16 protein-coding genes and 1 riboswitch are annotated in these 18,916 nt (G+C 38.3%); of the genes, 8 read left to right on the plus strand and 8 right to left on the minus strand.

Annotated features, from left to right (window positions below; genetic code table 11):
• Positions 1-9: 9 nt before the first annotated feature.
• From RM541_RS06595 to RM541_RS06605, 3 genes are all read left to right on the plus strand, one after another.
• On the plus strand, positions 10-453 hold the full coding sequence (locus tag RM541_RS06595) for a GreA/GreB family elongation factor (protein ID WP_311499430.1): 444 nt from the start codon (positions 10-12) through the stop codon (positions 451-453).
• Complete coding sequence (locus RM541_RS06600; protein ID WP_311499431.1) at positions 413-844, plus strand: hypothetical protein; 432 nt, start codon at positions 413-415, stop codon at positions 842-844. The genes RM541_RS06595 and RM541_RS06600 overlap by 41 nt, the downstream gene beginning before the upstream one ends.
• Positions 845-1,208: 364 nt before the next feature.
• The gene (locus RM541_RS06605) at positions 1,209-1,442 is read left to right on the plus strand and encodes a hypothetical protein (RefSeq protein ID WP_311499432.1); all 234 of its coding nucleotides are present in this window, start codon (positions 1,209-1,211) and stop codon (positions 1,440-1,442) included.
• A gap of 49 nt (positions 1,443-1,491) precedes the next feature.
• Here RM541_RS06605 and RM541_RS06610 read toward each other — a convergent pair whose 3' ends face one another.
• The 5 genes from RM541_RS06610 to RM541_RS06630 form a co-directional block, all read right to left on the minus strand.
• Positions 1,492-4,137: a PAS domain S-box protein gene (locus RM541_RS06610; protein ID WP_311499433.1), complete on the minus strand. Its 2,646-nt coding sequence runs from the start codon at positions 4,135-4,137 to the stop codon at positions 1,492-1,494.
• A gap of 303 nt (positions 4,138-4,440) precedes the next feature.
• Positions 4,441-4,632, plus strand: a riboswitch (cobalamin riboswitch).
• Between the two features lie 198 nt (positions 4,633-4,830).
• A complete protein-coding gene (locus RM541_RS06615; protein ID WP_311499575.1) occupies positions 4,831-6,429 on the minus strand; it encodes a PepSY-associated TM helix domain-containing protein in 1,599 nt (532 codons plus the stop codon).
• A gap of 3 nt (positions 6,430-6,432) precedes the next feature.
• Positions 6,433-6,732: a hypothetical protein gene (locus tag RM541_RS06620; RefSeq protein WP_311499434.1), complete on the minus strand. Its 300-nt coding sequence runs from the start codon at positions 6,730-6,732 to the stop codon at positions 6,433-6,435.
• Entirely contained in the window at positions 6,732-7,064 is a 333-nt protein-coding gene (locus RM541_RS06625; RefSeq protein WP_311499435.1) for a hypothetical protein, read from the minus strand. Before RM541_RS06625 ends, RM541_RS06620 begins: the two co-directional genes overlap by 1 nt.
• Positions 7,065-7,114: 50 nt before the next feature.
• A complete protein-coding gene (locus RM541_RS06630) occupies positions 7,115-7,831 on the minus strand; it encodes a hypothetical protein (RefSeq protein WP_311499436.1) in 717 nt (238 codons plus the stop codon).
• Between the two features lie 334 nt (positions 7,832-8,165).
• On the opposite strand from RM541_RS06630, the gene RM541_RS06635 reads away from it, so the two are divergent.
• From RM541_RS06635 to RM541_RS06655, 5 genes are all read left to right on the plus strand, one after another.
• A complete protein-coding gene (locus RM541_RS06635; RefSeq protein WP_311499437.1) occupies positions 8,166-8,432 on the plus strand; it encodes a hypothetical protein in 267 nt (88 codons plus the stop codon).
• Positions 8,433-8,941: 509 nt separating this feature from the next.
• Positions 8,942-9,091: a hypothetical protein gene (locus tag RM541_RS06640; RefSeq protein ID WP_311499438.1), complete on the plus strand. Its 150-nt coding sequence runs from the start codon at positions 8,942-8,944 to the stop codon at positions 9,089-9,091.
• 509 nt (positions 9,092-9,600) lie between these two features.
• On the plus strand, positions 9,601-11,091 hold the full coding sequence (locus RM541_RS06645) for an efflux transporter outer membrane subunit (RefSeq protein ID WP_311499439.1): 1,491 nt from the start codon (positions 9,601-9,603) through the stop codon (positions 11,089-11,091).
• A gap of 18 nt (positions 11,092-11,109) precedes the next feature.
• On the plus strand, positions 11,110-12,321 hold the full coding sequence (locus RM541_RS06650) for an efflux RND transporter periplasmic adaptor subunit (protein ID WP_311499440.1): 1,212 nt from the start codon (positions 11,110-11,112) through the stop codon (positions 12,319-12,321).
• A gap of 5 nt (positions 12,322-12,326) precedes the next feature.
• Positions 12,327-15,455 carry an efflux RND transporter permease subunit gene (locus tag RM541_RS06655; RefSeq protein ID WP_311499441.1) on the plus strand — a complete coding sequence of 1,043 codons (3,129 nt, stop codon included), beginning with the start codon at positions 12,327-12,329 and terminating at the stop codon, positions 15,453-15,455.
• A gap of 350 nt (positions 15,456-15,805) precedes the next feature.
• On the opposite strand, the gene RM541_RS06660 is transcribed toward RM541_RS06655, so the two are convergent.
• The 3 genes from RM541_RS06660 to RM541_RS06670 form a co-directional block, all read right to left on the minus strand.
• The gene (locus RM541_RS06660; protein WP_311499442.1) at positions 15,806-16,906 is read right to left on the minus strand and encodes a sensor histidine kinase; all 1,101 of its coding nucleotides are present in this window, start codon (positions 16,904-16,906) and stop codon (positions 15,806-15,808) included.
• A gap of 1 nt (position 16,907) precedes the next feature.
• The gene (locus tag RM541_RS06665) at positions 16,908-17,672 is read right to left on the minus strand and encodes a LytR/AlgR family response regulator transcription factor (protein ID WP_311499443.1); all 765 of its coding nucleotides are present in this window, start codon (positions 17,670-17,672) and stop codon (positions 16,908-16,910) included.
• A gap of 246 nt (positions 17,673-17,918) precedes the next feature.
• Positions 17,919-18,473, minus strand: a complete 555-nt coding sequence (locus RM541_RS06670; RefSeq protein WP_311499444.1) for a hypothetical protein — start codon at positions 18,471-18,473, stop codon at positions 17,919-17,921.
• Between the last annotated feature and the right edge of the window lie 443 nt (positions 18,474-18,916).

The raw sequence follows: 18,916 nt of genomic DNA on the forward strand, positions 1-18,916 counted from the left end.
AAATCGAACATGAAATACGGAAATTTAATTGTAGAGAAGAAAGAAAAAGAGTTTCTAAAAGAATTAATGGCTCTCGCTAAATATTATAGGGATAATACCTATAAAGCTTCTATTGAAAAACTAAATGAGGAGCTAAAACATGCTAAGATTATAACTATAGGCGAAATGCCGGTAGATGTAATACGCCTCGATTCGGTGGTTACCATAGAAACACCTTACGCAGTGCAAAAAACTTATCAAATTGTTACCCCTGATAAGAGTGACATGCGAAAAAACAAAATTTCCATTCTTGCCCCAATGGGGCTCGCCTTATTTGGTTATGCCGAAGGAGATGAAATTAGTTGGCAATTTCCAATGGGAGTAAGCTCGATAAAAATTTTACAGGTTTTACAGGAAGAAAAAAAAGCAGTCAATGGAAAATATAATGAACAACATTCAGGAATATCACAATGAGGAAGAGATCAGGGAGATAGGGATGACCAGGGAAGTTTCCAACTGGAGGGATGAACTTGAGTTTACAGATGCAGAAATTCAGTTTTACACCACTTTGCTGTCATCTAATCTTATTGAAAGGACAAGGTCTAATTCTGAAGATGCAAAATATTTGTTTCAGCAACTTCAGGATTTAAAAGATTCTAATGAGTCACACCTTGAAACCTGTATCCGGTTTCAGAACTCGTTGGAGAATATGAAAGAATGTGATGATGTACAATGTGATAATCAATATCTGAAAGAACACCTCTACCTCAAAGGTTTCTTTGAGAAACATTTCATGGAATTCCGAAGAATTAAAGAGTCGGCGTTCCGATATGTACAAGCCGGCATTGACAATTATTTTTTATAGAGGTCATTAGATAACTAAATATGTTAATTTGACTCAAACTACTGTTTTCCAGTATTTTAAAATGAGCTCATTGTCTGTTCGAGCGCAGTCGAGAACTTTTCAACTAAAAAGCATAGGTTTCGACTCCGCTCAACCTGACAAACGCCTTATAAACTGTATTTACCATATGAATATAATTACTGACCTCTAATTTTTTAAATAGCTGAATTTAATTATTAACCAAATTTTAGTCCGGATGATCCCGAAAACGTTTGTTCGGACTATAATTTAAAAAACTAATTTTATGACCCCTTTCCTTCTCATACTAAATATTCTTCTTTTTTTTTCAGTAATGCTATTTCTCTATAAAACCTTACTTGAAGTTTTGAGAAAAATCGTAAGTACCGATAGTGTTCTTGATACGGTCTTTGCGTTAAAGATGATTAGAAGCTTATCCTATGTCCTGGGGGTCTACAGCATTAGGCTTATTTATCTTTATCAAGATAACATCATGCGCTTTATTAATGAATGGATCTTTATGGTAGTCTTTGCTGATGTAGGAATTATAGGGTCTGTTTTAATAATTTCTTATTTTTATTTAAAGAAAATTTTTATATAAAAAGGAACGGTCACTTATTTTTACCGCGCTACCAGTACCTCTTTCTGCTCTAAACTTCCAGGGCTTCATACAATGTAAAGGTGAATACGGAGCCCTCGTCCATTTCACTTTTCACTTTAAGTGATCCGCTATGACGCTGGATAATCTCATTTGCTAAATATAAGCCTATACCAAAACCGGAATATGTCTCTTCATTATTTCCATCTACACGATAAAAGCGCTTAAAAATTTTCTTTTGATTTTCCTTTCTAATACCAATCCCAAAGTCCGTTACACTTACTGAAACCTTATTATCCCTTACCTTATTTATTTTTACTTCAATTTCAGGATTAAAAGGAGAATATTTAACTGCATTTGTAACCAGGTTTATAAGAACCTGACCTATACGATCCTTATCACCATAAACATTACAATTATAGTCTTCAGTAATGTGAATATTATGTCCGGTATTGGTATAATTAATATCCTGCACCGTCTCAATAATAAGGTTATTCAAATTGAAGGTTTCCTTCTGGAGATCCAGTTTATTTTTTTCTATTCGAGACAGATCCAGCATTTCTGAAATAAGTCTGGTCAACCTGTTAATCTGATGATCGACACGCTCCAGGTACATCTCGTATGGCTTTCCTGAAATCTCTTCTTCCTTTTCCTTTTTTAAAAGGCTCAATAATAACTGAACATACCCTTTTATTGATGTAATAGGAGTTTTAAGTTCATGACTTACCATCTTAAGAAAATCTTCTTTGCGTTTTTCTTCAAGTTTTATTTTTTGAATCTCTGTAGCGGTACATATCCACATTTGAATATTTCCACTTTCATCTTTAATCGCTTCTGCCCTGCTGAGGTGCCATTTATACCTATTCTTTTTATTTAAGTAACGGAATTCCATTTCAAAATCCTTTCCGGAATCAAGAGAATTTCGCCAGCTCTTTAAATATTCTTCCTTTTCATTAGGATGAATAAAATTTGTCCAGCCCTTACCAATAAGCTCCTCACCGGTAAAACCGGTATAGTCTAACCAGCCTTGATTGAAATAGATAAAATTACCATGAGCATCTGTATTGGCTACTTTTTCAGGCATTAAATCAGCCAGTTGTTTAAAACGGGATTCGCTTTCCTTTAAAAGCTCTCTGGATTTTACCGTTTCGGTAACGTCCATAGCCATGTTTAAAATTCCATAAATCTCGCCTCTTTCGTCACGCAGTGCCTTATAAGTAAAATTAAAAAAGCCCGTTTGAAGTTTATTGTCAATTAATAAGTCTGCAGGATCCTCTTTCCCCCAATAAGTCTCACCTGTTTCATAAACTCCCTGTAGTAAACCATGAAAAGGCTGCCCTTCCAGTTCGGGTAATGCTTCTCTTAGAGTCTTTCCCACTACCGAATGATCTTTCCCCCAAAGCTCTATCATAGCATCATTAGCTATTTCAATCTTCATTTCACGACCAGTGTATAGAGCTGTAGCAACATCAGCTTCTTCTATAACAGATCGAATACGATGTTCCTTTTCCTTTATCAACTGCTCCTTTACTTTTTCTTCATGGACATCTACTACAGTGCCTACCATTCCTTCATATTCACCATCGGCACTGTAGTTTGGACTCCCGCTGTCCAAAACCCAGCGATAAGTTCCCTCCCAATTCCTCAGTCTAAAACTTATAGTGAAGTCTTCCTTATTAATATTTGCTTTCATAAAAGTTTCCCTTACTCTTTTTTCATCATCGGGGTGTACAGCCTTTAACCAACCAAAATCTGCACTTTCGCTCTCAGTTTGGCCTGAATATTCGAACCAGTTTTTATTCAAATAGTGATTCTGACCGTCGGGACGTGTAATCCAAATAATTGCTGGTACTGTATCGATTAACTTCCTTAATTCATTCTCACTATCTTCAAGTTTTTTTCTTGCCGTTACTTTCTCGGTAACATCTACAGCATGCACAAATATTCCGCTTACCTCATTTAAATCATTTAAAATTGGTTGATAAACAAAATCCACAAAAGAATTCTTCAATTCCTGTTTACCTACGTAAAGCTTAATTGCCACTTCACTCCCGGTATAAGTTTCTCCGGAATTATAAACGTTGTCAAGTATTTCAAAGAATCCCTGGTTTTCTACTTCTGGCAAAGCTTCTCTTACAGGCTTTCCAATAATACTTCTATTTCCTATGAGCTGAAGGTAATTTTCATTTGCCAATTCAAAAACATGGTTTGGCCCACGTAATACACTTATTATGGCAGGGGCTTGAGAAAAAATTTCATAAATCTCTTGCAGATCATTTTTCTCATTTCGTTTTCCAATAGGTTTGACATTAACTTCATTAAATGAAATTAGAATAGAATCTGAAGAATTTCCCTGTGGATCCAAAAGACCTGCATTAACAAGGAAGTTCTTCTTTACTTCGTTAGGAAGCTCCAGTGAAATTTTAAGATCTATAATACCTTGCTTACGAAGCTGTTTATTTTCCAAAACTTCGTTTAACTCCTGAAAAAAAGGAATATCTCTTAAACCAACTTCAAAACCTTCCTTCCTCTGTAATTGAAATGTGCTATAAAACTCGCTGTTGGCCTGTATTATACTTCCATCTTCATCAACTACTACCACAGGTTCTTTTAGGATATTAACAATGGATTTGGCACGACTGATTTCTTCAGCGCTTTTTTTCTTGGGGAGATTAACATCGTTAATACTATTCTTCATGGAAATACTTCTTGTTATGATCTTAAAAAGAAATTCTTATCAAAATTATTATTTAATTTCAATTATGGTTTGTTACTTTAAATGTAAAAAGCTTACAATTTTAAGCAGGGAAAATCAAAGTTTGTAATTACGGCAACTCTTATTTCACTTGTTGCTAAAAATAAGCTGAAACTTACATCTTTTGAAGCAGTAGTCCAAAAAAGCTTTTTTTAAAAACTGATTACCAAAAATTACAATATTAAAAAATATTCCTCTTCTACTAATTTGTTTACATTCCTTTTTTATACAAGCTCTTTTGTTATTTCTTCATCAACAGGAAAAGGTTTTGATTAGCTGCAAACAATAAAGGGAATCGTGTGAAAATCAAGAACTGTCGCGCGACTGTAAATAATATTTAGAATTTTGCAATTAAAGAGCCACTGTTCTAGTAGTAGATATGGAAGACTAAGTAAAAACGTTAATAGTCAGGAGACCCGCCTCGTTCCGATTTAAGAATAATCTTGCGGTTTGAAGGTTTTATGAGCGAGATGTGCTATAAAATAGTCCATGTGTTAAAATGGCAATTTTCGATTTGTGAACCTTGTGCTTCTCCTTATTTGATTCTCTTCAAGATTCTCTTCAGGCATAATACGATACATAAAGGTAATCTGAATGGCAAATTCGCTTCCGGAAATTAAAATTTTTAACCTAAAGTCATTCAGAAACTGACTTTAGAGAAGTCCTGGAATCTTCGTTAATTCTCTTCAACCTAATCCCTACGATAAATGTGATTATGGCGAGAGTCATCCAAAAAATATCTACAAAGAAGATATCGTAGTATTCTTTTGTAAAGGTTTTCCAAAACCAGTTACCAGAAATGAGTCCATTTGCTATAGGAATCATTAATCCCAATATTGCACCTAAGATCAGCGTATATTTATTCGTAAAGAAATTGTCTTTTTTCAATGTAAAGAGAAGGATAAGTATCAGCCAGGAGTAAAAGAAGATCTGGTAAATGCTGGTCATTCTTTCGGGATCAAAATCGTATATAAACAACTTCACAGCGACAAATGTGAAAGCCGTAGCAGGATACATCGTTAAGCAGATAGCAATAAAACTCCAGCCCATCCAGGCATTAAACTTTCTTTTTTTCTCGGCAATATGCTTTTTATCTCTCGCAACCAGCCATATCAGAATTCCGGAAATAATCACGAAGCAGGAGATAATCCCAAGAATAAAATAGACGATTTTTAACCCTAGGCCTCCATAATCACCAAAATGTAGACGTTCCATAATTCCTGTGACGCCATCAACATAGGAGGTATTTTCAAAAGGATTTTTTTCTGATACAATTTCCCCTGTTCCCGCATTAAAGATTAACTCGCCTCGTCCAATAAACTGTTTTCCATATTGAGGAGATCCTTCTACTCCAACATGCATGTTCTCGTCACCGAAGTTGTAAAAAGTTACTTTTTCGATATTAAAATCGGGCCAATAAGATTCTGTCTTCTGAACAAAACTATTAAGATTTGGAGTGGTTTCAGGCTTTTCCATTGCGAGGGGAAAATCTTTCGTAGCCACTCCTAAATCTTCAAACATCTTTTCTGAATTACCCTCATAAACAATGGATATTACAGGCGGTGCCACAATTGCAGTAGCGATAATAAAGAAAACACCTGTAACCGCATAGATAAATTGAAATGGAAGTCCAATGACTCCCAGTGCAGTATGGGCATCGGTCCAGATATTTTTAAGACGGGCTTTCGGCCTGAAGATGAAAAAGTTCGAAACTATCTTTTTCCAGTGAACCAATGTCCCTGTAATAATTGCAAAAAGAAAGAAGAAGGCAATGGTTCCTGCCAGAAGATATCCACTACTTCCATAGAAATTGAGCTGCGCCAGGAAATGTAAGCGGTAGAGAAATTCTCCAATTGAATAATTACTGGCATAGTCATAGGTGTTTTGAGAATCCATATCCATGTAAAAAAACTCTCTTCCAGAAGCGTCTTGCTGTACTGTTGAATCCTTAGAGGGTGTTAAATTGAGGCTTAGCCTTCGCTCTTCAAAGTACTTGGTAAAAGATATGTCACGACCGTATGTGGAATGCGTCTCGTCTAGCGAATCCATCATCGTATTAAAATTCGCATTACCAAAACCTTTTTCTATTACAGGTTCATTTCTCTCCCAGCTAATAATCTCATCCCGAAAAAAAGAAAAAGAACCGGCAAAAAATATGATATAAAGGCCAACACTGATAATAATTCCGCTTACGGTGTGCGTATGGAATAGTATATTATAGGTTCTATTAGTCATCACTTAAATAATGGGGTTATAGCTTTTTCCGAAGTAAATAAGGATACTAAATAGCAACGTAAGCAACAGATAGATCGCCCAGATTTTCCATCCGTTTTCTGCAAGAAAAGCAAGAATTAAAAGTGCGGACCATAAAATAAATCCTCCAAATCGAAGCGTCATAAGCACATGTACATGATTTACCCAAAAAGCGAGTGCAATGTGAAGGGATTCCATCACCAAATAACCACCAATTAGGCCGGCCGATATTTTCGCAAAGCGTTGGCTTTTTGATTTTGTCAGGTATTTTTTGTTTGCCGGCATCAGATGAAAATGACTTCGGTAAGAATGGAAATCATAAAGATAATCGTGAGAGTGCTAAATGTCAGATAACCCAACGGTGCCAGAAGTATAGTAGTACTTGCCACAGTCATAAGGATTACTATACCTGCGAAACTACCAGATCCAACACCATAAAAAATAATGCTGAGAATAAGCGCTATAGCTATGAGTCCATACCCTAAATATTTTGAAGGTAGGCGATGATCCTGAATCCACTTCTCAAGAAACACTGACCGATTTAACTGTACCTTTTCAGAGGTGTGGTAAAGGACAAAAAAACCTAAAAAAGTTATTGAAATGATGAGGGTTAGCATAATCAAAAATTTCTTTTTAGCTCGTACTGTAAAATTTAAACTTGGGTAGTTTATAGTTCTACTTTTTGAGTGGCACATCTCCATGTCGCCGTATATGGAGCTTTTTCAGTTTGTCCAGCTTCATTTTCATCATAAGTTGTCGCCTCAATAAAATGAGCGCCTTTTTCCTCCAGATTAAATGTAATTACTCCTTCAGAATTGCTTTTCACTTCTATCTTTTTACCCGATGGCATAAAAACTGTCGCCGTGATTCCTTCTTTTGGCTCTCCTTTAAAATAAGTTTTAAAAGTACGTACTCCGGAATCTTTGGACTGGTGTTCTTCCACTAAACTTAATTCAGGATTTTCTTTTGTTACCGGTAGTGGACCTGAAGAATTTCCTGCCCAAATATTCGCAAAGGCATTGAACTGATAAGCCGTTCCGTCTCCGGGATCTTCAGCAGTATGTGCTATTTCCAGTCGGTATGCTCCCTCTTTTTCAGGTGTAAAGGCCGCAGTAAAATGATCTTCGTGGGCGGTGGTTTTTAGTTTTACCCTCTCCCCATTTGGCTGTACCAGGTAAAGTTGAAATTCTGCGACATTGGAGTACCAATCTACTACTTTTTCAATACTGCCGTCAGCAAATTCACTGTAGTAGATTTTCACTTCCTGCTCCTTTCCTGGAACAGCCCGATCTTCAGTATCGATAACAAGGGCATGTGCGTGAGCAATAAGTGCATTTAGGAAGAGGAAACTGAATAATAATAAGGTAGATCTCGTAGTTTTCATTTTAAATATTTATTTGTTGCTGATTGGTTTTTTTCATTTCAGACCTCCCGACTTGCTCAACATGTATGATTAACAGAAGCCGCAGAAGAACTATTTTCGTATTCGCATCTATTTATTAAGACTAAGTCTAAATTATAACAAATGTAAATATTTTCCTCAAGGAAAAAAGGAAGCTTATAACTTTTTTCATTTTTATTAAAGTCCAACTCAGATGTTTTTACCCAGAAAAGATCTCTTAACGCATTGGTAACTAAAAATGCTGAACCTTAATTTACTGATAACCTGTATCAGTGAAAACGCGATTATTTTTGAACTGAATATTAAAATCAACGTTATGATCTTAGAAAAAGAAAAAAAGTTAATCCGTGAGACAATTGAATTTCCAGTACAATATGACCGGGTACAACAAACCATCAGAGATGCCAAAAAAATGATGGTATGTGATATTAGAGGATGGGGAAAAATCCAGTTCATGAATAAACCTGAACAGCGGCAGGATGCAATAGGTGAAGTAATCGCTAAGCTTCTGAACGAATATCATTTCAAAGAAAACCTGCGTTGCGATGATGAACAATTAAAAGAGGATATGGTTTTTATTTAATCATCTCCTCTTTTGGATGTAGCAGCACGTCACTGCATTATTTAACGTTTAAAAATGGCAATTTTCGTGCTCCGGTATCCTTTGTAAACAGCTAAAATATAAAGGTCTGCACCGTTCTTTCTTCATTTTTACTGAAAAATTAGCTTTTCTTCTAAAAAGTGCTGAAAGAAATCGAAATTCTCCTAAATAAATCCTCCTTTCAGCATATCAGAAACCTCTTATCTTCATTTTCCTGAGCTATATGCTTACTTTTTTCTAAAAAAAGCCTTTCGGAAACCGAGAGCAGCTTTTTATCTACCTGGTTATCATCTGAACTTTTCAGTTTAGATGCAGGCTTAAAAACGACAATTTGAAGAAAAAAGTAAGAAAAACTACAACTTAAATGTAGAAATAACTCCAAAAGAACCCTTAGGCTAATATTCCTGCCCTTCAGCGAAAATTATTCCTTTTACTGATTTTTATCTTTAAATTTAAGATAAACAGAGTATTAACTTCTAAAAATTATCGCCATGGAAATCTTTTCTGCTTTTGCTGATAATTATAAAGTTACCATGAAGGGCGTGAATATTTATGTGAAAGTTTTTTTCACTCTTGTCCTTGCCTTTATTCTTCTTGCAGTGATTGGCGCTGTTGTGAATGTAATTGTAAATGGAGCTTAGAACTTTATAATTTTCTCTACTGAATTAAATACTGAAGCCTGCATCCACAGGTCTACAGCAGATTTTTGTTGGCTTTTTATAACCTTATTTTTTTAAAGTTTAAAAAATTTACTGCTTTTTTCAGATGCTCCATTCAGATGCTCCCAGTGTGTGTTTACTTCTGGTGTTCTAATAGGAATAATAAAAAAGGTAAAAGGTAAAGAGAAATCTGCCTGTGATTCTTAAAAGAGGTAGTCCAAAAAGCGCAATTATCGATCTAAAGTTTCAGCTATATTAATGATTTTGTCATTTAGGGGTTCTTACTTCAGAAGGTTTCACTTCTCTTCCAATTTTTTCTCCTCAAAAATTAAAAGTTGTCAATCTGCCTATTTGTGATATTTAATTGACTTCATTAAAGAAATTGAACAGATCATAAATTTTTTTCTGCCACATAAAGCATTGTTGTGAACTTCTAAAAAAATAGTAACTTTAAGAAATAGCAATGTGCAAAGAATTAAGAACCTGGAACAGTGCGTAGTAAATGCGGCATTTTACACGCTGCAGCAATACCCGTTTCTATTGAACCTGAAATTATTTTACCTCTAAGAATATTACCGAAAAAATCCGGACTATCGGCTGGAAGTTCACCCTTCTTGATATGGATGCCCCTACTCTGCTTTTGCATTCTCAGTAGCTGTGCGCCAAAACTTCAGAATGTAGAGCCCCCCATTGAGGAAGCTGCTGCGTTTTCCTATACCGGGAATGAAGCCATTCCGGAAGAATGGTGGAAATCATTTAATGATCCCGATCTTGATTCCCTTATTGACATTGCGTTAACAAAAAATCTCAACCTTGCCGCTACCTGGGAGCAATTTAAGGCTGCTCAGGCTATTTTAAGACGTGAGAAATCCTTTTTATGGCCGGAAATAGATCTTGCCGCCCGGAGTGCGATAAGCCGCCCGGAACCCGACTTTGCGGGAGGTGAAAACTTTCAGGCAGGTCTTGCTGCCGGTTACGAGCTGGACCTCTGGGGAAGAATACGATCTGGCATACAGGCCGAGAAGTTTAGGGCAGAGGCATCCTTTTATGATTATCAGGCAGCAGCCATGACACTTTCAGCAGAGATAAGCAACACCTGGTTCCAGCTGCTCACTGTGGAAAAGCAACTGGAATTAACGAATCGGCAAATTGAAACTAATGAAGAAATTTTAAGGCTCATCCGCGAGAGATTTACCAGCGGACAAATTAGAGCCGTAGATATACTGCGCCAGCAGCAGTTATTGGAAAGTACACGGGATCAGAGGATTTTCTACGAAACACAATTGATGCTACTTCAAAACCAATTGGCGGTGCTTCTGGGACGTCCTCCTCAAAATCTATTGATAACGCCAGAAACTGCCCTTCCGGAATTACCACCTCTTCCCGAAACAGGACTTCCACTGGAACTTATCAGGCGCCGTCCTGACGTTCAGCAGGCTTACAATCTGGTTTTGGCTGCAGACAGGGAAATGGCACAGGCAATAAGAAGCAAATATCCCCGCCTCACGTTCGACCTAAGCGCCCAATCCAGATCTAATAACTATGGTAACCTCTTTCAGGACTGGGCATATACGCTTGCCGGAAACCTTGTAGCCCCTTTATTGTACGGCGGACGCATACGTGCAGAAGTTGATCGCACCGAAGCTTTAAAAAACCAACAGCTCTACTTATACGGGCAAACGGTACTTATCGCTTTTAGGGAAGTAGAAGATGCACTCATCCGGGAACAAAAACAAAAAGAAAGAATTAAGGTTCTGGAACGCCGATTGGAGCTCGCACAAAAAACAAACAAGCAATTAAGAATAGAATTCCTAAACGGCCTTAGTGAATATCTGGACGTGCTGCTTTCACTGGACCAGGAACAGCAGTTACAAAGAGATATTCTTGAAGCCCGGCAAACACTCTTAGAACACAGAATCACTTTATACCGAACATTGGCTGGCGGATTTGAAACAGAACGAACAGATTCCGTAGAATTTTAAATAAAGAGAAAGGCGCTTATGAATACAAAAAAAATATTGATCATCTGCCTCGGCATCCTTCTTCTTGCGGTGGTCGTCACTTATTTAATTTTTTCCACCGAACCAACGGCAAGTTCTGAAGGTGCCACAAAACAAACAGCGATGCTGGTAAATGTTGTGGAGGCAGAAGGGGGTGACTTTCGTCCGGTCATTGAGGCCACCGGGATGGTGCAACCGGTAGAGGATGTGATGCTGAGCCCTCAGGTGAGTGGTCAGGTAATACGCAGGTCTCCGGAATTTATTCCCGGAGGATTTGTTCAAAAGGGAGCGGTTCTCTTACAAATCGATCCTTCAGATTTTAGAAATACCCTGGAGTTAAGGAAAAGTGATCTTTTACAGGCTAAAACAGACCTTAATATGGAAATGGGCCGACAGGAAGTGGCAGAACAGGATCTGGAACTCGCTGGTCTCGATTCCCTTTCAGAAAACCAGCGTTCTTTAGTATTACGCAGGCCACAGCTTGATGCCATAAAAGCCAGGGTAAAAGCTGCCGAAGCAGCTGTGGCACAGGCGGAACTTCTATTATCGCGCACCACAATAAGAGCGCCTTTTGACGCCCATATTTTAAGTCAAAATGTAACTGTGGGTTCACAAGTTGCACCCGGGGACGAGCTGGGCCGTTTGGTGGGCAGCGAGCAATACTGGATTACCCTCACGGTTCCTGTAGATAAACTCCAATGGTTGTCTTTTCCCAAATCTGATGATGAGACCGGATCTACCGTAGAGATAAGAAATTCGGGTTGGCCAAGCGGTGTTTCCCGGACAGGTTATCTGGATAAACAGGTAGGCGCACTCGATGACCAGACAAGACTTGCACGCGTGCTCGTAAGAATTATTGATCCCCTGGCACGTGAAGACACTACAGATACCGAACGGGAGCTCATAATAGGAGGTTTTGTAGAGGCAGAAGTACAGGCGCGGGAGATAGAAAATGTGGTACGCTTAAACCGGGATTATCTCCGCACTAACCAGACGGTATGGGTAAATGAAGATGGAGAACTGTCCATCAGGAAAGTAGATATTATTCTTACCGACGCGCAATATGTATACATCAGCGACGGTCTTCAACAGGGAGAAAAAGTGGTCACAACCAATCTAAGTGTAGTTTCCGAAGGAGTGAAACTAAGAACGGAAGGATCTGGAAACACTTCTGAAAATACTAATGAGGAAGAACCAAATAGAGAGGAATAACAGCCATGGAGAAGCCGGAGGATAAAAATGTGCGGAAAGAAGGAGCTATAGCGTTTATGGCCAGGAATTCCATTGCTGCAAACCTGTTAATGATCATTTTAATAGGTGGCGGGATCTGGACGATGTTCAATATTCAGAAGGAGGTATTTCCGCAGTTTCAGCTGGACTACGTAGAGGTAAATGTTGCATATCCAGGTGCTGCACCTGCCGAAGTAGAACAGGGTATTTTGCTTCCCGTAGAGGAAGCCATACGCGGTATCCAGGGAATTAAGGAAATTACTTCTACCGCTAATGAAGGCTCAGGAAACATCCTTGTCGAACTGGTTGCCGGTACAGACCGGATGCAGGCTTTTCAGGATATAGACCAGGGAGTACGGCGTATCCAGACTTTTCCCGATGATATTGAGCGGCCACAAGTAAACCTCCAGTCGCGCCAGCGGGATGTCATGGAAATAGCCATTTACGGGGAAAGCGACATCTGGACGCTGCGAATTTTGGCAGAACGGTTACGTAACCGACTATTAGGTGATCCGCAAATTACACAGGTAGAGATAGGAAATGTACCAGACTATGTGACCCATATTGAAATTCCGCGACACAAGCTTAGAGAATACAACTTAACGCTGGGACAGGTGGCAGATATTGTTGCCCAGTCTAGTGAAGATGTGCCGGCAGGTGCAGTAGAAACACATTCAGGAGAAATTTTACTGCGAATGCAGGAACGCAAACAATGGGCAGAAGAATTCGGAAATATTACCATTATTTCCTCTGCTTCCGGCGCAAGGGTTACTCTTCAGGATATAGCTACCATTACCGATGGGTTTGAAGAAACCGGCTTCCACGGACAATTCAACCAGAGTCCTTCCGTAGATCTGAGCATCTATCGAATTGGGGATCAGTCTCCGCTAGAAATTGAGGAAACTGTGCTCGAAATTATCGAGGACTTTCAGTTACCTCCGGGAGTGCAATTCCGTATAGACAGCAATAGTGCAGAAGATTATCGTGAAAGGCTTTCCTTACTTACCGAAAACGGAATCATGGCCATCGCTATCGTACTGGTGATCCTGGCGCTGTTCCTGGAATACCGCCTGGCCTTTTGGGTAATGATGGGAATGGCAATTTCTTTTATTGGCGGCATTATTTTCCTCCCCCTTTTCGGACTTAGTATTAACATGATTTCTATGTTTGGTTTCCTGGTAGTTCTGGGGATTGTTGTGGATGATGCTATTGTGGTAGGAGAAAACGTTCATGAATACAGGCAAAAAGAAATGAATCCCATAGATGCTGCCATTGCCGGCACCAGAGATGTTTCCAAGCCGGTGATCTTCAGTATACTTACCACGATTATTGCTTTTGTACCACTGCTTTTTATGCCAGGAGAAACAGGAAAATTCTGGTGGCCACTACCTGCAGTAGTAATCGTTATTCTAGCCGTTTCTCTTTTAGAAGCTCTTTTTATCCTGCCTTCCCACCTTGGCCATCTTAAAGCAAAAAAAAGAACAGGTTGGGCAGCGAAACTGGAAAAACTACAGGAATCTTTTGCTAAAGGCTATGATAGGATTATAGACAAATATTACCGACCCTTACTGGACCTTTGTCTCAAATATCGTTATATCACCTTAAGTGCGGCTGTAGCCCTCCTCCTTATCGTTGGCGGATATGGTTACAGTGATCACATGGGAATGATAATGATGCCTGAAGTAGCGGCAGATGAAATTGAAGCGGGCGTGAGACTGCCGGTGAGTACCACTCCCGAACAAGCTGCTCGTGTCGCCGAAGAAATTACTGAGTCTACCCGTAAAATGTTCGAAGAACACGACCTGTACAAAGTGGCAGAAGGCGTAAAAACTAATGTCCGGGGGCAAAATTTTATTGATGTGGAGATCGTAATGCTCCCACCAGACGAAAGGGACATGTCCGCAAGGGAGCTTATCGCGCTGTGGCGCGACAATATTGGCGACATTGCCGGAGTGGATCAAATCACTTTTGAAGCAGAACGTGGCCCGGGCGGTTATCAACAGGATATTAGTGTCGACCTAAGTCATTCCGATATTGATGTGCTGGAAAAGGCAAGCACAAAGTTTCTTGAAGAGATGGAAGCTTTTGAAAACACCCGCGATCTTAATGATAATTATAACAAAGGAAAGGTACAGTACGATTTTAAGCTTTTACAGGAAGGCAGGAATTTGGGGCTTACCTCAAATGAAGTGGGCCGACAGGTACGGGACGCTTTTTTTGGCGCTCTTGCCATGCGGCAGTTAAGGAGCACCAATGAAATTGAGGTACGCGTAAAGCTTCCACTGGAAGAACGACGTGATATCGATAACCTTGAAAACTTTTTAGTTCGTACTCCCGCAGGTGTTGAAGTACCTCTTCTTGATGTAGTCGAGGTGGAACAGCGGGAAGCATTTACCAGCATTAATCGAAGAGATGGCCGCAGAGTTGTGAATGTGGGTATGGACGTAGAACCATCCAACGCGGTGAGCCAGGTACTGGCTTCTGTTCAAAACGAAGTTTTACCTCAGCTAAGGGCAGACTACCCTGGGCTTACCTGGAGCTTTGAAGGAAGCCAGGCAGATATGCGTGAATCTACCGATTCCCTGTGGAGCGGTTTTGCTATGGCGATGTTAATTATCTACGCTCTTTTAGCTATTGCTTTTGGCAGCTACAAACAGCCACTTATTGTATTGTCTGCAATTCCATTTGGGATCGTTGGTGCCGTAATAGGTCACATTTTATTGGGCTATGATCTTTCTGTGGTAAGTTTAATGGGTGTTATCGCCCTCTCGGGTGTGGTTGTAAACGACGCTTTGATTATGATCGATTTTGCCAATAAACGAAGGGAGACCTCATCTATATACGATGCCATTCACGAAGCCGGACTACGCCGTTTCCGACCGATTATGCTTACCACCCTCACCACTTTTGGGGGCCTCACTCCTATTATTCTCGAAACATCCAGCCAGGCCGAATACCTTATCCCTATGGCAATTTCTTTAGGCTTCGGGATCGTTTTTGCCACTTCTATTATCCTCGTGATTGTGCCATGCCTGTACCTCGTGCTGGAAGATGTAACCTTACTTATTAAAGAAGGACGAACTGTAAAACGTAAAGCGGAACCCTCAGGAGTTTAGAGAATTTTCGATGAAAAAATGCCAGTTTTTATATCCTCAGGTTGACCCTACTCAAACTGAAGGTCGAAAACTGGCATTTTAAGCTATTGACTAAGATCAACAAAAATTGGTTGGTAGTTGGTCTTTTCTGCGTAATAAATTTCGGAAGAAAAATGCTGATTATCAATACCCAAAATGTGGTAGTTTATGCTGAAGATATTCTACGGAAGCTTTTAATGCTTCTGTTCCAATTTTTTATTATGAAAGAGCTATTTAAGGAGGATTTTTATCCGTTTTTAGCTGAAAAAGACCAAAAACATCGAGAAAAGAGACTAATTGCACTGAAAATGAATCTAATTCAGGAAAAAAAGCTATTTCAGCGGAATACGAATTATTGTTTCCACTCCGGCACGACCTTCTTTATTGCGCATTTTAAAGTAGAAATCATTTCCGTAGAGATTCTCCAGGCGATCTTTAATATTTGCCATTCCGACTCCTTTTTTTTGCAATTGAGTTTCTGACAAACTAATTGGTTCGCCGTTATTTTCAACTTTTATCTGCAAATAATCCCCTTCTGCATGTATAGAAATATCCACATCCAAATCTGTATGTTCGTAGGAGTAACCATGCTTTATCGAATTTTCTATAATTGGCTGAAGGATTAGTGCCGGCACCTTTCTATTGAGCAGCCTTTCGCCTATATCTTTCCGAATTTTTAAATGATCTGAAAACCTGATATTCAAAATATTAAGATAATATTCTAAAGTCCTTAGCTCTTTTTCAAGGGTGATTTCATTTTCATCATTACTATAGAGAATCTCACGTAGAAAATCACTGAGATCTGCAATGGTATCCTTCGCTTTGCCCGCATCTAAATCTGCCAGAACTGAAATGCTGTTGAGTGTATTAAAAAGAAAATGCGGCTGCAATTGTGAAGAAAGCATCTTCATCCTGGTGTTTACCAGCTGACTTTCCAGCTGACTGTGGCGCTTCTCTGCTTCTTTTACCTGTTTTAAATAATAGTAAGTGTAAATGATAAAGATCATTGCAAAATAGATCAAAAAATTGAGTTCTATTACTGCCATAAACCTGTGGAAACTTTCCTGTAATTGATATTCTGAAGGGTCTATTTGGCCGACCAGTATGCCAAAAACATCAAATATCAACCTGATAATTAATCCAATAAGTATGGAGAAAAGGGTATGAATAGAGATAATCTTTACCCATGAGTAATTTTTGTTCAGCAGCTTTTTGGTGCTGATAGCGATGAGCGTCATATAAGTCACCACTACCACCCAATCCAGTAAGATATTGTATAGAAGGAACTCACGCCACGGAAATTCCGGCATCCCTGGGGAATAATGATGCATATAAACAGCTTTACCCACATACACGATATTAAACAGCGCATAAAACCCAGATAAAAGAAGGACCAGGTTTATGTCCAGGTATTTTTTAAGGAAGCTTTTCATTCTAAATTCCAATTTTTTCCAGAAACTGTTTTTTGTTAGACTTGCTTATGTGCAACAGTTTATCATCGGTCATCCGGGCATCTATTTCGGAATATTCTGAATGTACAATTTCTTTTACATGATTAAGGTTAACAATCGTGGATCTATGAATTCTAAAAAAAATATTTTCATCCAGCATCTCTTCGAGATTATTTAATGACTCCCTTAGCACATGCTTTTTATTATCGGTAAATATTTCAGCATAACAACCAGAAGCTATAATGTAGCTTATTTCTGCAGGATCCAGCAGCATCGTTTTATTACCTTGTTTTATAGGAATTTTCCCCGGAGACGATACTTCCTTCGCCTCCCTGGAGTAAATTTTAAATAATTCCTTTATTTTCTTCTCAAAATTACTGTCTGCTTCGCTGCGGGAAATGTTCAGAATCTTACTAATTGTTTTAAAAAACCGCTGATCTTTAAAAGGCTTCAAAAGAAAATCAAAAGCATCCACATCAAAAGCTTTGGTGGCATAATTATCATATGCGGTGACGAAAATTACTAAAGGTTTTGGAGAGATATTTATCTCCTGCAAAACTTCAAAACCATTCATATCCTTCATGTTAATATCCAGGAAAATAAGATCAGGTTTTAAGTCATTGATCTGTATTATGGCTGTTTTCCCATTGGAACACTCTCCTGAAACCATAATTTCCGGCACCTCTTCTAAAAGATTTAAAATCCGCTTTCTTGCAAGCTCTTCGTCGTCTATTATTAATGCTCTCATAATCAATAAATTATTACTACAATTTTATGCTTTTTCTGAATAACCTGTTATTAAAAGCTAAAACTAATTTTCCTCTTAATTTTTCGTAGAAGATTGTTATGTGAAAAATATAAATATAATTGCTGTAAAATATAGATTTATGCAGTGAGACTGAGAAGACAAAATTTATTCAGATTAATATAAGAGACTGCGTAAAAATCAAATTATTGATTTTTACGCAGTCTCTTATTCTGAACCTGGCTCGACTTAATTAATGGCTAATTCAACTGATGTCGCTTTAGTTCTGTCAATTCTTACAATTTTAGTTTTGTTTCCGTTTTCCAATTTAAGGCGGTAAAATTCTTTATCTATACGGCCGTCTCTACCCCTGGCTATGTGAAGACTTTTTACAATGTTCCAGCCTTTATAGTCTCTGTATATCTCATGAGAAAGATCATTGGGTAGCTTTATATTTCGAAACCTCTGATACATTTTAACCATTTTGCCTTCTTTGTCAAAATCTACTTTCAGCATTCCTTTTCGGGATACAAAGCTCACCTGGCATGCATCCAAATCTTTATCTTTTAACTCCAGTATAAAATGATTAACATCAAAGTTTTTTTTCATAAACGTTAATGGATTCAATTCAAATTCTCCATTATAAATTTCATTTATACTAAATGAATATACATCCCCGCTATTCGTAAGATTTGAAGAATAGGGAGCATACGAAACAGTATTTTCGCTTAACCCTACCGTTTCCTGGCTACTTGCGGGGACTAGGCACATAAGTAATACAAGACTGAAAATTAAAGTTTTCATAATTTTAAATTTTTAAAGGTTGGTTTATATTTTGGTTGTATTTGATTGCTATTAAAGGCTTACAGTATTAAAATTATGTTATACCTAAACTTCCTTTAAATGAAAAGATCTGAAATGTCGATTTCTCGTTCCGGAATATACTTTTGGTGTAGTAAAGCTTTTTAGAAATCTTTTTCTGAAGAACGCAGCGTTTTAAAGCAAATTTGAAGTTGTTCAGGACAGAGAAACGGTATTCTGCTTCAAAAGAAGTCGCTACAACTCTTTAGATTGTCTATAAGGGAATTTTCTTGTTTGTGAAGTAGTAAAAAAATCCTTCTCATTTCGAGGCATTTCTGCTAATAAATTCAGAAACCGAATTGTACAACTCTTCTGCTCGATAATTGCCAAAAAAACGAGTGAGCTTTTTTCAGGTCATGTATTGTCCTTAAAATTAATTTAATTTT

It is taken from the genome of Autumnicola psychrophila (assembly GCF_031846645.1).
Taxonomy (GTDB): domain Bacteria; phylum Bacteroidota; class Bacteroidia; order Flavobacteriales; family Flavobacteriaceae; genus Autumnicola; species Autumnicola psychrophila.

Excerpts from the sequence above, each read along its gene's own strand:
- RM541_RS06595 (WP_311499430.1), top strand. The coding sequence starts at position 10 with ATGAAATACGGAAATTTAATTGTAGAGAAGAAAGAAAAAGAGTTTCTA.
- RM541_RS06600 (WP_311499431.1), top strand. The coding sequence starts at position 413 with ATGGAAAATATAATGAACAACATTCAGGAATATCACAATGAGGAAGAG.
- RM541_RS06610 (WP_311499433.1), bottom strand. The coding sequence starts at position 4,137 with ATGAAGAATAGTATTAACGATGTTAATCTCCCCAAGAAAAAAAGCGCT.
- RM541_RS06615 (WP_311499575.1), bottom strand. The coding sequence starts at position 6,429 with ATGACTAATAGAACCTATAATATACTATTCCATACGCACACCGTAAGC.
- RM541_RS06620 (WP_311499434.1), bottom strand. The coding sequence starts at position 6,732 with ATGCCGGCAAACAAAAAATACCTGACAAAATCAAAAAGCCAACGCTTT.
- RM541_RS06625 (WP_311499435.1), bottom strand. The coding sequence starts at position 7,064 with ATGCTAACCCTCATCATTTCAATAACTTTTTTAGGTTTTTTTGTCCTT.
- RM541_RS06630 (WP_311499436.1), bottom strand. The coding sequence starts at position 7,831 with ATGAAAACTACGAGATCTACCTTATTATTATTCAGTTTCCTCTTCCTA.
- RM541_RS06635 (WP_311499437.1), top strand. The coding sequence starts at position 8,166 with ATGATCTTAGAAAAAGAAAAAAAGTTAATCCGTGAGACAATTGAATTT.
- RM541_RS06640 (WP_311499438.1), top strand. The coding sequence starts at position 8,942 with ATGGAAATCTTTTCTGCTTTTGCTGATAATTATAAAGTTACCATGAAG.
- RM541_RS06650 (WP_311499440.1), top strand. The coding sequence starts at position 11,110 with ATGAATACAAAAAAAATATTGATCATCTGCCTCGGCATCCTTCTTCTT.
- RM541_RS06655 (WP_311499441.1), top strand. The coding sequence starts at position 12,327 with ATGGAGAAGCCGGAGGATAAAAATGTGCGGAAAGAAGGAGCTATAGCG.
- RM541_RS06660 (WP_311499442.1), bottom strand. The coding sequence starts at position 16,906 with ATGAAAAGCTTCCTTAAAAAATACCTGGACATAAACCTGGTCCTTCTT.
- RM541_RS06665 (WP_311499443.1), bottom strand. The coding sequence starts at position 17,672 with ATGAGAGCATTAATAATAGACGACGAAGAGCTTGCAAGAAAGCGGATT.
- RM541_RS06670 (WP_311499444.1), bottom strand. The coding sequence starts at position 18,473 with ATGAAAACTTTAATTTTCAGTCTTGTATTACTTATGTGCCTAGTCCCC.